At 63.0% G+C, this 14,244-nt stretch carries 9 protein-coding genes; 1 reads left to right on the top strand and 8 read right to left on the bottom strand.

Going from position 1 to position 14,244, the window contains the following annotated elements; translation table 11 throughout:
• Positions 1-117: 117 nt before the first annotated feature.
• The 8 genes from HHL08_RS24410 to HHL08_RS24375 all read right to left on the bottom strand — a co-directional run bounded on the left by HHL08_RS24410 (position 118) and on the right by HHL08_RS24375 (position 12,160).
• Positions 118-690 (bottom strand): DUF885 family protein, encoded by a 573-nt coding sequence (locus HHL08_RS24410; protein WP_169575475.1) that lies wholly within the window; start codon positions 688-690, stop codon positions 118-120.
• A gap of 74 nt (positions 691-764) precedes the next feature.
• Positions 765-1,400, bottom strand: coding sequence for a peptidylprolyl isomerase (locus tag HHL08_RS24405; RefSeq protein ID WP_206378083.1), 636 nt, complete (start codon positions 1,398-1,400; stop codon positions 765-767).
• A gap of 14 nt (positions 1,401-1,414) precedes the next feature.
• Positions 1,415-3,922 (bottom strand): S9 family peptidase, encoded by a 2,508-nt coding sequence (locus tag HHL08_RS24400; protein WP_169575474.1) that lies wholly within the window; start codon positions 3,920-3,922, stop codon positions 1,415-1,417.
• Positions 3,923-3,970: 48 nt separating this feature from the next.
• Positions 3,971-6,388, bottom strand: coding sequence for a TonB-dependent receptor domain-containing protein (locus HHL08_RS24395; protein WP_169575473.1), 2,418 nt, complete (start codon positions 6,386-6,388; stop codon positions 3,971-3,973).
• A gap of 92 nt (positions 6,389-6,480) precedes the next feature.
• Entirely contained in the window at positions 6,481-7,386 is a 906-nt protein-coding gene (locus HHL08_RS24390) for a FecR family protein (RefSeq protein WP_169575472.1), read from the bottom strand.
• 53 nt (positions 7,387-7,439) lie between these two features.
• On the bottom strand, positions 7,440-7,961 hold the full coding sequence (locus tag HHL08_RS24385) for an RNA polymerase sigma factor (RefSeq protein WP_169575471.1): 522 nt from the start codon (positions 7,959-7,961) through the stop codon (positions 7,440-7,442).
• 900 nt (positions 7,962-8,861) lie between these two features.
• The gene (locus HHL08_RS24380) at positions 8,862-11,468 is read right to left on the bottom strand and encodes a S9 family peptidase (protein ID WP_235955290.1); all 2,607 of its coding nucleotides are present in this window, start codon (positions 11,466-11,468) and stop codon (positions 8,862-8,864) included.
• Between the two features lie 122 nt (positions 11,469-11,590).
• Complete coding sequence (locus HHL08_RS24375) at positions 11,591-12,160, bottom strand: recombinase family protein (RefSeq protein WP_169575469.1); 570 nt, start codon at positions 12,158-12,160, stop codon at positions 11,591-11,593.
• Between the two features lie 133 nt (positions 12,161-12,293).
• Here HHL08_RS24375 and HHL08_RS24370 point away from each other — a divergent pair, with 133 nt between their 5' ends.
• On the top strand, positions 12,294-14,159 hold the full coding sequence (locus HHL08_RS24370; RefSeq protein WP_169575468.1) for a DUF4158 domain-containing protein: 1,866 nt from the start codon (positions 12,294-12,296) through the stop codon (positions 14,157-14,159).
• Positions 14,160-14,244 lie beyond the last annotated feature (85 nt).

Raw genomic sequence — 14,244 nt, 5'->3', positions numbered from 1 at the left:
ACGGCAAACATCCCCGGCCACCCCCCTTAAAAGGAGCAACCTATCCGATGGCTGGTTTTTAAACCGCCACGCTCAGCAAATCGCTGGCGTTCCATTGGCCTGGTTTGTCACCGCCCTCTACACCATCGCCTGCTCATTGTATCGAGGATATTGCGCCAGCCGATCGAGGTAGGATCGGTAATCCCGGCGCGTGAAGAACGGCAGCCCGTTGGCCAGATTGGCGAAACTCTGCGGCCAACTGTCGTAGGAGGAGAACAGCATCGTGCGCTGGCCGAACCGGTTGGCGTTGATCTGCCGCGTCAACGCCCACGTCAGCACGGCCTTGTCGACCTTCTCCTCTTCGCCGAGCGTCGCGTCGGGGATCGCCTCGAGCCTGTCGAGGAACCGCTGGGCCGCTGCAGCGCGACGGTCCGCCGCGGCGAGACTGACGTCCGGCACCCGGTCGTCGTAATCCCGGACACCCAGCGAGGTGGCCTCGAAAGGGTTCTCCGACAGCCACCAACGCCAATGGTCCTGCACGACCGTCTGCAATGCCCGGGACGAGGTAGCCGATGTCGCCGCGGTGCCCGGCACCGAGGCTGAAGGCTGCGCGAGCGCGGCACTCACAGTCATTGCCGTGCCGAGCGACAATGCACTCGCCGCCAGTGGGCGCCGCATCCGTCGAGCCACGCGCTTAAGTCCATCAATCATCGAACAACACCTGATCCATGCCTCGGCGGAGCTAGCCGCGGGATACCATCGCTGCCTATTGCCGTAACGATCGCTCAGCCGCGCTTGGCGCAGCGCGGTTGCGTGATCCTGGCTCGCAAGATGCGCACCGGGGCCTCGAGGATCTGCCCTTGCATAGCCGGAGAAGGACTGGAAGCGCTGGTCGGACGAGACTGGATCGCGCGCACCACATCCATGCCGCAGATCACCTTTCCGAACACCGCGAAACCCTGCCCATCGGGATTGCGCATGCCGCCGAAATCCAGTGCCGGCTGCGCACCCACCGACACGAAGAAGGAGGTCGCGGTCGTGGTGCCTATGCCTGCCCGTGGCAGCGACACGGCTCCGTCGACATGCGTCAGCCCGGTGCGGCGGGTATCCTCGTGAGCGATGGGAGCTTCGGCAAGCGGCACACCGTCATCCCTGGTGCCGCCTTGAATCACCCGAATGGGGATCTGCGACGTGTCCGTATCCGGACGGACCGTGCGAAAGAAGCTGCCTCCATCGTACCGACCGCCCCTCACCTGGGCGAGGAAGGCGCCGCTGGATGCGGGCGCCTCCTTTGCCTGGATGGCGATGACGATGACGCCCGCCTCGGTTTCCAAGGCAACGGCCGTTTTCGGCGCAGCGGGCCTGCGCGCGACCGCCGCAGAGGACAACAGCGCTCCCATCGCGATGACGATCGTGACCAACGGGCGGCGATGTCTCACTGCCCGGCGTCCTTCGCCACGGGATCGTTTTCCGTCTTGATCTGAGTGGCCGCCTTCTCTGTTTCTGCAGCGCCTTCACCCATGCGCCGCTTCGTTTCGGCAATGCGGTAGTCGTAGGCATTGACGAGCTTGAACTGGTTCGGCGGCGTTTCGCCGGCGAGGTTCTTGACGAAGTAGTCCCAGCTTCGGCGTTGACCGTATCCGGTATACGCGTGCGGCGCCCGCGGTGCGATAACCAGATCGAAGTCGCGGTTCTCGTCCTCCAGCTTCTGGACCAGGTTGAACACGGTGCCGGGCTGCACGCCCGTATCCATCAGGCCATGATAAAGCATCAGCTTGCCCCGCAAGTCCTTGGCATAGGTGAGGTTGGCCTGCGGCAGATAGTTGTCGCCCTCCATCAAGCCTTGATAGCGCTCACCCCAGCCGTGCCAGAAATCGCGCTGATCGTGATTGCCCGCGCCCGCGACCGCGACCTTGAAGAAGTCCGGATAGCGCAGCAGCGCGCTGGCGCTCATGTAGCCGCCACCGGAAAACCCGGTGATGCCCACGCGATCGAGATCCATGTACGGATACATCTGCGCCATCTGGCGGATGCCGGCGATGTGATCCTCCACGTTGCTGGCTTTTTGCGCGGCGCCGTAGGAGGCTTCATGGAAGGCCCGCGTGCGTCCCGTGGTCCCCCGACCGTCGATCATGACGACGATGAAGCCCAGTTCCGCCAAGGGAAGCGCCAGCGTCGCGTTCCCCTCGAGAGCGGTCGGCACGTTAGCCACCTGCGGCCCGCCATAGATCAGGTCGATGACGGGGTATTTGCGATTGGGATCGAAGTCACTCGGGCGCATGATCGCGCCTTGGATCACCGTTTCCCCGTCCGCGCCCTTGAGCAGGACCGGCTCGGGCAACCGGAAGCCGGTCGGCACCCCATTGAGGCGCGAAGTCTCGACAGTGGCGACCTCGTCTCCGTTGCGCGAGCGGATGACGCTGACGCCGGGCCGGTCGATCCGCTGGCGAGTCTCCACCCAGTAGTTACCGCTTGGCGAGACACCGCTGCCCCGCTTCGCACCCGCGACGAGCAGCCCGAAAGACGTGCCGAACCGCGAATCTGATGCGACGACGCGGCTGTCGTCGCCGTGGCTGATCACTTCGCTCGCGCCCGTGTCCAGATTGATGCGCATGGTTTCGAGATAGTACGGGTTTTTGGCTCGATCGCGTCCAGAGATCGCGACCATCGCTTCGCCGCGCTTTTCGTCCACGCTGATGATGTCGCGTACGCCGTAGCTGTCGTCGGTCAGCTTGCGGACGACTGCGCCCGTGGCAAGATCGTAGAGATACAGCTGCGATATGCCCGATCGCTCGGAGTACCAGATCACCTGATTGCGCGAAGGCAGCGGCACGATCGACGCGGCGCCATAGACGTTGTCCGACAATTCGACATACCCGGCCGGGTTGCTCTCGCGGAAGACTTCGCGGGCATCGCCGGTCGCAGCGTCCGCCGCGATGAGATGGACGGTCTTTTCGCCACGCTCGATGTCGACGAAGTAGACTTTGGTGCCGTCGCCGCTCCACCAGGCGCGCGCACCGTTGAAGGGGGCGTCCAGCATGCGTGTGGCCGGCACGTTCTGATACTTGAGCGGAGTCTGCTTGCCGCTTTCCACCTCGATGACCGCGAACCGGAACATCGGCACATAGGCGTCGCCCGGGAAGGCGTAAGGCATGCTGAAGGCGACCGGCCTCACGCCCTTGTCCGGCGCGTACTGGATATACGGGACCACCTCGACCTGACGATCGTCGGTCTGCACCGTGAACACGCGCTTGCCATCGGGAGACCAGCGCAGTTCCGTCCCCCAAACGAGCGCGCGTGAGGCCGCCGGCCCCACTCCGTAAGCAAAATGCTCCGAGCCATCGGTGGTCAGCGGCTTCTCGGAACCGGATTTCAGATCGCGGATCCAGATGTTCCAGTCCTTCACGAACGCTTCGCGCGTTCCGTCAGGCGACCGGACTGGCGGCACCTGATCGGCCGCACGGATCTCCTTCAACGTCCGCTTGGCATCGTAGGAGTACCGCTTCTGCAGTGCCGAGAACGTGATGACGCCATTCTTGGCGACACTCAGATCATCCAGCCCCATGTCGGCCGCAGGAAAGATCTTGCCACTCTGCTTGGAGAGCTTGGCGGCCAGATCCGCATGATCGAACAAGTCGCGCTTCTGCCCGGTGCGTGCGTCCACCAGCGTATACGTGCACCCCTTGCCGTTCTCCCTGCAGTACCAGAAGCGATCTTCGTCGCCGATCCAGGTCGGCACGACCTGGTTGTTCAGCGTGAACTCGTTCTCGCCGCCCGCGAAGATGGCGGCTCGCCTGTATCGAGCCTCCATTTCGCTGCTCGCCGGGGATGCCGGCGCATCTCGGGAGGCTTGTGGTTGTGGCGCCTGCGCAAAGGACGTTGCAGGCGACAAGGCGATGGCGCAGAAGCCGGTAAGCAGACGGCGATAGGCACGGGTTCGCATGAGGATTCTCATTCCCAAGGCTGGATGACGTAAAAGGTTCAGGAGCGCTTAGAAACGGGTCTGCACTTGCGCGCCGAACGTGCGGGGGATCGGGCGTCCTGGATAGGGCAACGATCCGAATGCTGGATACGTCACGCTGTAGTCGTTGAGGATGTTCTTCACGAACAGTTGCAAGGACCAATTGTCGACATCGGTGCCCAGGTTGAAGTTCAGGAAATGCTGCGTGTCCGCCCTGGCCGGCACTGTCTGGAAATTGCGGAAGAACACCTGGATACCGTCAGCGAACTGGTAGTCGATCCGCGCGAAGGAGGGCATGCTGGCGAGGTCGAAGCGGTATTCCGCCGATGCCGACCCGGAATAACGCGGAGCATAGTCTGCGCGATCGCCCTCGAAGTGTTCCGGCGTCGTGCTCTTGTACTTCGTGCTGTTCCAGCCTCCGGTCAGGGTGATCGTCAGGGGCGAAATGGGCCGGTACGACACTTGCGCATCGACGCCATATCCAGCCAGCTTCGCGCCGTTGACGGTATAGGAAAACGCCTGTCCGGGCGCGAACGCCAGGGCCTGGATATCGCTCCAGACGTTGCGGAACACCGCCACCTCGCCGGTCAGCCGGTTTCCAGGCGTCTGGAACTTGGCGCCAAGCTCATACGTCCACACCGAGTCAGGATCGTACGAGGGAGGGACGGTGATCAGGCCGAGCCCCACCGACGTGTTGTTGAAGCCGCCGCTGCGAAAGCCCTTGGACGCGGTGGCGTAGACATTCAGCATATCGCTAGCCTGCCAGGCGACGTTGAACTTAGGGGTAAAGGCGGTGAAAGTGTCCTTGCCCTGATCTCTGGTCGGGGCGTAAAACGTGCTGCTGGTGCTGAGTAAGTCGCGTTGATCTTCGAAGTAGCGAAGCCCGACACTCAGATCGAGATTGTCCAGGACACCATAGGTGAAGTCGCCGAAAACCGCCCAGGATTTCGATCCCACGCTCTGCTCGCTTGACAGCAGGCCCGGAGCAAACGCCATGGACGAGGTGATCCGCTCCGCGCTCTGGCTTCCGCTTCTGGCGTTGCGATAGTAGACGCCGGCAATCCCCTTAAAGCGGCCACCATCGTCATACTGTGCGCGAAGTTCCTGAGAAAATGCGCGAAACTTGTTGTTGTTGTCGACGAAGAAGGACTGGATCGTCCCGGGGACCAGCCCCTGTATTAGTTCGACAATGGGCGCGAGGCTGGAGGTGGCATCCGCGATTTGGACGCCCTTGCGATCCTGCCAGCTCGTGGCGCTGACCAGCGTCACGGGCCCAAGATCATACTTCAGCACACCGCTGAACAGATTGATGCGAACAGATTCCAGAGTGGGGCCGGCGATCTCGACCTCCTGATTGTCATCCGCGACGTTGTTGGCGCCCGCTGAGAACTTCTGGTGTGACGCCATGAAGGTGGCGGTCAGATCCTCGTTCAGCTTGGCCAACAGTTTTCCGCGAACCAGATAGCTCTTGCCGCGGTTGATCCGCTCCTCGCCGGTGGTGACGTTGTCGATCCACCCGCTCAGCCGGGTGTAGCCACCGGCGACACGAACCGCGACGCGATCCTCCACCACCGGTACGTTGACCACGCCTTCGCCACGCCAATCCATCCCACCGCCGTCGATGGCGCTCACTTCGCCCAGGGCCGAGCCACTCGCCTGGCTCGGATCGGGATCGTTGGTGATATAGCGGATGGTGCCGCCCATCGCGCCTTGTCCGTACAGAGTGCCCTGCGGACCACGCAGCAGCTCGACGCGGGCGATATCGATCAGGCGGGTGTCCGGCCCCTGGTCCGGCTGCTCGGTGTTGAGCGGGATTTCGTCCATGTAGATGCCGATCTGCGCCAGACCGCTGCCGGACGAGACGCCACGAAATTGAATGCGCTGCGATCCGGGACCGAACTCGGAAATCGAGAGACCTGGCACCGTGTACTGAAGGTCGGTGATGGTCTGCGCGTTGCGCTTGCGGATTTCCTCGCCGCCCTTCACGCTGATCGCGATGGGAACTTCGAAAGTGGTTTCGGGACGCTTTTGCGCCGTGACGATGATGTCCTCATCGCCGCTTGAGCTTTCCGTCTCGGCACGCGCCGCAGGTGCCGCCGATGCGCCGCTCGCATCCTGCATGTACGAGGCCGACGCCATCAGGCCTGCGCGCAAGACGGTATAGGTGCTCGGCCCGGTTGGCCGGGCGGTCAGCCCCGTGCCGCCAAGCAGCTGCCGCAAGGCCTCGGCCACTTCCATCCGTCCGCGCACGGCGTTGGTGCGCTTGTCGACGATGTCCCGGCGCGCCGACAGCACCTGCACCCCGGCCTGGCGACCGAACGACTGGATACCGGCGCTGGCCGGTTGGGACGGAATGTTGAAGGAACGCGGCTGCGCCATGGCAGGCGTGGCGAATGGAGCGGATACGGCCAATACGGCCAATGCATAGCGACTGTTCTTCACGATCATGTGAAACCCCCCGTAACGACCCTGGCGGCGCCCCCTATCGACGCCCTCTGCCACGTCTGAGCAGGACCGGATGAGTTTCCTTCATCGAAACGTCACATTTGTTCCCGATTTTTTCCAAGCGTGATTTTTTCGCCGCTGCCGATGTTCAAGGGCACGCCCAGCGCGTGGTGTACGGCGGTGGCGAACCCCTCGGGATCGTCGGTGCGGAATATCCCGTCCACCTGCTCCTTGGCGATTGCGGGATCGTTGATCACGATCTTGCGGCGATTGTAGCGGTTGAACTCCGCAGCGGCCTGGTCCAGCGGGCGCGCCGTCAGTTCGATCTGGCCGCTACGCCACGAAAGCAGGCCGGCGTCTGTCGCTTCCACCGCGACGGGTCGCATCGGCCCCGGCCGGTCCGGCACGAACAGGTGCATGCCCGCGTGCGCGCTGACAGGTTCGTTGGCGCTCTCGTCGGTCCAGGCCGCGACGACGCCTTCCGTGACGACGATCTCGGCGCCGCCCTCCATCCGGCGGACGGAAAAGGCGGTGCCCACCGCCCGGACCCGAACCGGCCCAGCTTCGACCACGAAAGGCCGCGCCCGGTCGGATTTCACCTGAAACCACGCCTCGCCGGTGTTCAGGCGCACGGTCCGGAGCCGCTTGTCGATCCTTACCGCGATGCTGCTATCCGTGTTTATCGCGGCGGTCGAACCATCGGCCAGCGCCACCCGCCGGATCTCGCCGACTTCGGTATCGTACTGCTCGGCCTTCCCATCATAGACGAGTACGCCCGCCAATGAAGCTGCCATCGCCGCCGCGCCGCCGGCCAGCACCGTACGCCGCCGCAGCATGGATATCGGACGGGACTGCCGCTGCTGCGCCGGCACGATGGCATCCATATCGAGGGATATCCACGCGGCCTGCACCCTGAGCAGTTCGCCTTGCGCGCGTGGATTTGTCGCCAGCCAGGCGGCCAGATCCGCCTCGCCATCCTCGTTCCAGTCGGCGCGGTCCATGCGGGCGACCCAACGGGCCGCGTCGTCTCGCAGGAGTATCTTGTCCACGTTCATCAGGACCTTTCCTTCACTTCAGCTTCAAACAATTTCAAGCGATCGGACACTTCTTCGTTCTTAAGCTGCCACCTTTTCACCACTGCCTTGACGCCGCGGTACACGTTGTTCTCAACGACACTTTCGGTGATCCCCAGTAGGCGAGCGATCTCGGCTTGCGAGTAACCTTCCAGCTTGCGCATCTCGACGATGCGGCGACAGCGATCAGGCAGTTGACCGATAAAGCCACGGATGCGCTCCGCATCCAACCGCGCTGCGACCTCGAGCTCAGGGCTGATATTGGGGTCTGGCAGCGTCTCGATCACGGCAATGCTTTCCAGCGAGACCACGTTCTCACCCCTCCGCCGCCTGACGAGCAGGTTTCGGACGATTGAGAAGAAGTATGCCCCGGGCTGCTCGATGTGATCGACGTCGTCGAGCATGGCCAAGCGACAGTATGCCTCCTGCACGACGTCGTCGGCCTCCTCGGCGATGACCCGCGCCCGTCGCAGCCACGCACGAACCTGGACCTCATGCGGCATGACCCGCAGAGCTACCCAGGTCGCACGACAACGGCGTCTCTCGAGGGAAGTTTCCTGTTGCTGCATTCAGTTTCTGATTGCTTCGATTGCAGCACTGAGGCGCACCACAAGATTTTCCTTCACGTCGTGATCTGCGCTGCAGAAGAAAGCAGACACCGCCTAAAATGGCAATTTGTCTGCGTGATACCGCTATGTTCCGAGGGGGTGGACGTACGCAACGAGCTCACGCTGGCCATGCGTCAGAGCTTCTTTGAGTACAGCGTTTGCTGCCCAGCTTAATCTTACTTTCGGCAGCGGACGGCTGACCATGCATGCGATCCGGCGAGATGATCGACCGGACAGCAGGAGCTAAAGGTTGATCTGAATAGCGGATCGCGTCCGGGCCTGGATGCGCTGGTACGTCCCTGCTGGGACGTGGGCCGAGCCATTCCGCTTGATGGGGTGCACCGCTGTCTCAGCAGAGTGCGGCGTCCACACTGGAAGGCTACTCCCGCGAAGCTCCGTCATGCGGCGGCTCATGCCGACCCCGAAGACGACCCTGCACCCGGCACACGATCCAGCGCAAAAAGAGCTTGCACTATGACCCGCGATTAGACGACCCGATCACCCCTTCCCGGTCATCTGATCAGTCTCGCAGCGCGCCCGTAAGCGGACCTATCGGAAAACACATGAATCTCAGCCAGTCATAGCGCATTTGCACGGTGATCCCGTCGCGCACGGCGTTGCACGGGCATCTTGACCGCCTGACTGTCCGAGAATCACTGTCGGATTGAGAAAGTGTCCAACAACGCCAGTCGAGAGGTTTTCCGTCACAGACCGTGATCGCCCCGCTTGCGATCATTCCCAATTGAGGGCAGGGCGCTGATCCTACGCTAAACAACGCCAAGCGATCTGGCTTTATCAGGGCAAGCGAGCGGGTGGGATCTCGAGGTGTGCGGTCGGTTCGTTCTGCCGGACATATCGATCGAACCATCGGGCCGTTTCGTCGAAAATGTTACGAATGTTGGCGGGCGATTGCGCCAGGCTGTGGCTCTCGCCCCAGTAGCGGAGCAGTCGTGCTGTCTTTCCCTGCCGATACAGGCTGTAGAAGAACGTGTCCGCCTGCGACAGTGCGCCGCGCTTATCAAATTCTCCATGAATCAGCAGCAGCGGCGTTTCGACACGATCGACATAGGCCAGCGGGGAATTGCGCCAGTAGCGCGCGTAATCCTCATAGGGCGGCACACCGAGGCCAATGCTCGCCTCGACGATCGACCAGTTTGCGGATTTCTCATGTTCAATGCCGGGATAACCGCGTGCCACGGCGTCGAACTGATCGTGAAGCTGGGTAAGATCGGTCAGTCCGGCGATCGCGACCGCCGCCTTGAACCGGTTGGTCTGGGTGATGAGCGAATAGACACTGTAGCCGCCGAAGCTCTGGCCCATAACACCTACGCGCGCCTGATCGGCGATCCCTAGCGCAACTAGCCGGTCGATCGCGGGCATCACACCGATGCCGAGATCCGGATAGCTGTCGTTTTTCGCCGCGATGCGGTTAAGAGGCATCGAGGGGACCAGCACGACATAACCCCGCGCCGCATAGAGCTGAAGATTATAGATGCCGGGCAGGTACGGATCGAGCCAATAGTCGCCGACGCCAGACACGCGATATCCGCCATATACCCAGACGAGGGTGGGATAACGTTGCCCCTGCTTGTATCCGGGCGGCAGGATGACAGCGCCCTTCATCGCCCGACCATCGCCCATGATATAGTCGATGATCCGTGTCTCACCCCAATTTACTGCCGCCAGGTGCGTATCGAGTGTCATCAGATCGCGTCGCGTGCCACGATCGGGATCGGTTTCGCGAAGGAACAGGCCGGTTTGCGTCGGATCGCGCCAGATCACGCCGTCAGGGACGACGTCCAGCACCTCGGCTCCAGCCGGGATAATGGTCCGGGCCGGTTTGATCGCGCTGGTCAGCGAGATGCGATCGAATATCTGCCTATCTTTTGTACTCGTTTTCACGAGCAGCGTGTCGGTCGGTTTATCCGGGTCTTGCGGCCAGGCGATTGAAGCACCGACCGGAACGGATATTCCTGCGACTGGCGACAGGCGCGCATTCACCTGATCCAACGTTACCAGACCCGCAGCGGAGGTGGCGACGAACCTGTTCTCAACCGTTCGTCGAAATGCTTCCGGGGGATGCTCCATATTCGACGTCAGGTTTATCGGCGCGCGATCCGGACCTGCCAGCCACCAGTCGTCCCGGGCCGCCCCTGCCTCGCGCCCCCGGATCATCAGGTGCCGCGAATCTGTCCAGACTGCGGCGGGTTCATGAGGATAAGGACCAGCCTCCGGTGTCCCTACGGTCAACAATCCGGCCCGGCGCTCGATGGTCAGGTCGGTGGACGCGACGAAAAGGGGCGACGTCTTGTCCTCGAACGTCCCACGGGCGCGGAACGCGACAGCGGCGGAATCAGGAGACCAGCCGAGCAATTCGAGTGGATAGCGGGCTGCGGTGGACAGCTTAACCCAGCGCACCGCTGCTCCTGCCGTGATGTCAATAAAACCCAGTTGTTTCTCGACCTGCCAAGCATCGTCGTGATGGGGGATGCGCTGCCCTCGGGCGGGTTGTATTGCACCGGTCGTCGCCATAACCGCTAGGCGACGGCCGTCAGGTGAGATCGACACCGAAAGCGCCCCTTGGAACGGGTGGATCGCCACATTTGCAATAGTGGTCGCGGCACCGGTATCGGTATCGATTACCTGCAAAACCGCGCGATTGGCTTGATCGTCATGAGGCATGCGCTCGGTGCCACTGCCCATCGCCGTGACCGTTGGGGCGATGGCATCGCGCAGGCTGCGCCGTGTCGCGGCTGCCTGATCGAATGGCCTGCCATATTCGTCCAGAAGTGCAGAAACCTGACCCTCCGGCAACGTGACGGCGAGTAGCCGATGGCCGTCCAGCCACGTGAAGGGAGCATTCTCGTTATTTGCCGCGCAGGTCTGCGCGATCGTGCCGCGATCGGCGCCCCCGCGGATATCGAGCGCATCGATGGGTGAACCGTAGCGGGTCTGCGTCATCATCGCAGTGGCGCTGGCGCGGGTCAGCTTCGCGGCTGTACGATCCCAAATATACAGGCGAACATTGTCGCCGCCGTGGGGCTCCGCACCCTCGGGGCGCGTGGATAGCATGGCGAGCTTGCGGCCATCCGGCGACCAGGTGGCGCACCAAAAGCCGGCCGCGCTGGCAGCCCCGTCGGTCAGGTTACGCCGTTCGCCGGTGCGGCGGGACACGAGCCAGACGTCGTTCCGGGACGGATCGATCTCATAGGCGTTGCGCCCGAATACCTCGCCTGTTCTGGCAGGACGCTGGATCACTGCGGCGACCCATTCTCCATCAGGCGATACCGCCACGCGATCGATCGCAATTGTATCGAGCACGTCGTCGATGCTGAGCGGATGATGCTTGCCGGCCTTCTCCGTCGCGGCAGAGGGTGCAGCAATGACGGCTAGCAAGGCCATCAGCGTCAAATGTCCCGGAAACCGGATGATGCATCTTGGGATCATGGCAAGGAGTCCATTCTTTCCTATCGGGACGGGCGGTCGGTACGATCCGTATCGAAGCCCTAAATTGCCATAGGTCATTATGCCCGTCGGGCTATTCCGAGGCGCTTCATCTCGCGATAGACGGTCGATCGACCGATGCCGAGCTGCCGCGCGGCTTCGGCCGGGGAAACGCTCGCCGCGATCAGCTTGAGCGCCGCGCTCACCTTGTCGCCATCGAGCGGCTGCCGTCCGGGCAATTTGCCTTTGGCGCGTGCAGCGGCAATGCCGTCGCGGGTGCGTTCGGAGATCAACCGTCGCTCGAAATGCGCGATGGCGCCGAAGACGTGGAAGATCAGCTCGCCAGCTGCGGACGAGGTGTCGATCTTCTCCTCCAGGCTGAGCAGCGCGATCCCGCGCTCGCGAAGCAGATGCACCGTCGTCAGCAGTTCGCCGAGCGAGCGACCGAGGCGGTCGAGCCGCACGATCGCCAGCGTATCGCCCTTGCGCGCGAAACCAAGCAGTTCGATCAGCCCCGGTCGCTCCATGCTCTTGCCCGACATGACATCGGTGAACACGCGGATCGCGCCAGCCGCCTCGAGCCGCATCCGCTGCCCGGCAACGTCTTGGTCGCCAGTGCTGACGCGCGCATAGCCCAAGATATCGACCAAACTCTCGTCTCCCAAACGGCCGTTCTGTGGACGATCATGCCGACAGATCGCCGGCGTGCCAAAACCTGTCCACAAACTACGTCTCTTTAACCCGATCCGTCTACGTGCGCCAAGCACGTTTTAGGGACGGTCAATGCCAGCACGCGAGCATGTTCTTCTCAGTGACGCCGAACGGGCAACGCTGTTCCGCATTCCGATCGATCCGGACGAGCTGGCGCGGCACTTCACCCTCGAAAAGCCTGACCTCGACCTGATCGGGCAGCGTCGCCACGATCGCAATCGACTGGGCATGGCATTGCAGTTCACGTTGATCCGCTATCCCGGGATGACGCTCGCGCAGATGATCCAGATCGAGGGCGGCGTGCCACACGCGCTCGCCGTCTTCGTTGCCCGTCAGCTCTCGCTCGATCCTTGCCTTCTCGCCGATTACGCGATCCGCTCGCAAACCATGACCGATCACGCCCGGCTGATCGCTGCGTCCCTCGACGTTCGTCCGCCCGTGCGCGGCGACATCGCGCTGATGATCGCGAGCGCCGAACGGGCCGCTGCGGCGACGGATGCCGCTCTCCCCATCGCAACCGCCGTCATCGAGGCGTTGCGTGCGGCCAATATCCTGTTGCCGATGCCATCGACGATCGAGCGGGCGGGGGTCGCCGGCCGCGCCCGCGCGCGAAAACACGCCGCGCACCGGATGGTCGCCGACCTGTCGCTGGTGCAGATCGGTCGTATCGATGCGCTGTTCGACGAACAGGACGGAGCACGACTGGGCTGGCTCAAGGCGGTCCCGGCCGCGACGAAGACCGACAGCGTGCGCGATATCGTCGAGCGCCTGCGCGTCGTGCGCGCAATCGGCATTTCTCACGACGCCGGAACCGGCGTCCATCCCAACCGGCGTCACCAGTTCGTACAGGAAGGACGGCTGTCGCCCGCCTATCTGATCCGGCGCTACACCTTGCCCCGGCGACGCGCGATTCTCGCGGCGCTGCTGATCGATCTGGAAGCGCGACTGATCGACGCGGCGCTGGACATCGCCGACAAGCTCATCGGCGGTATGTTCCGGCGCGCCACCAATATGCAGCAGCGCCGCTATACCGCGTCGTCACGCGAGGTGGCGCGGCTCATGCGCCTGTTCCGTATCACCATCGACACGCTCGCACAGGCCGACGAGGACGATCGCGACCCGATCGCAGCGCTGGAAACTGCGGTCGGATGGCCCGCCCTCATGAAGGCGCGGAGCCAGGTGGGCGAGATCGCCGATACCGTCGAGCAGGATCCGCTGGTCATCGCCACAGACAGATATGCGACGCTCCGCAAGTTCGCGCCGCTGCTGATCGAGGTGCTGGACTTCCAGTCGGGGCGCGGCAGCGCCGCCAGTGTGAAGGCGATCGACATGCTGCGCGATCTGAACGCTTCCGGTAAACGTGACATACCGGCCGACGCACCGATGCCGTTCCGCAAGGAATGGCGCAGGCTGGTGGTGGGCAAGGACGGCCGGATCAACCGTCGCCTCTATGAAACCGCGACGATGGCGCACCTCCGCAACAAGCTGCGATCCGGGGATATATGGGTGGAGCGGTCCTCGGGCTATCGCCGGTTCGACAGTTATTTCCTCTCGGCCGAGGCGAGCGCGCCAATCGTCGCGGGATTGAATCTGCCCCCATCCGCCGACGCCTGGCTGGCCGAGCGGACCGCCAGTCTCGATCGACGGTTGAAACGCTTCGCACATGACCTGTCGAACAGTCGGCTCGAAGGTGTCCGGCTCGTTGATGGCCGGTTGCAGATCACGCCGGTCAGGACCCAATCCGACACCGAGGCGAGAGCGCTGGGCAACCGCATCGATGGACTGATGCCGCGGATCAGGATCACCGAACTGCTCCACGATGTCGCCAGCGAAACCGGCTTCCTCGCCGGTTTCACCAACCTGCGAACTGGACGGCAGAGCGACAACCATAATGCGCTGCCGTGTTGCCTCATTAAGCGATGTTCCCGAGCGGCATAGCCATTGCCTCACGTAAATGCTCCCTACAGGAGATCACCCTCACGGACTATTCCTTGCGCGACTGGGGGCCGCGCAGCGGAGCCGG

Source organism: Sphingobium psychrophilum (assembly GCF_012927105.1).
In the GTDB taxonomy this organism is placed as follows: domain Bacteria; phylum Pseudomonadota; class Alphaproteobacteria; order Sphingomonadales; family Sphingomonadaceae; genus Sphingobium; species Sphingobium psychrophilum.
The sequence above is the reverse complement of the archived record's forward strand: the minus strand, read 5'-3'. Positions and strand labels throughout refer to the sequence as shown.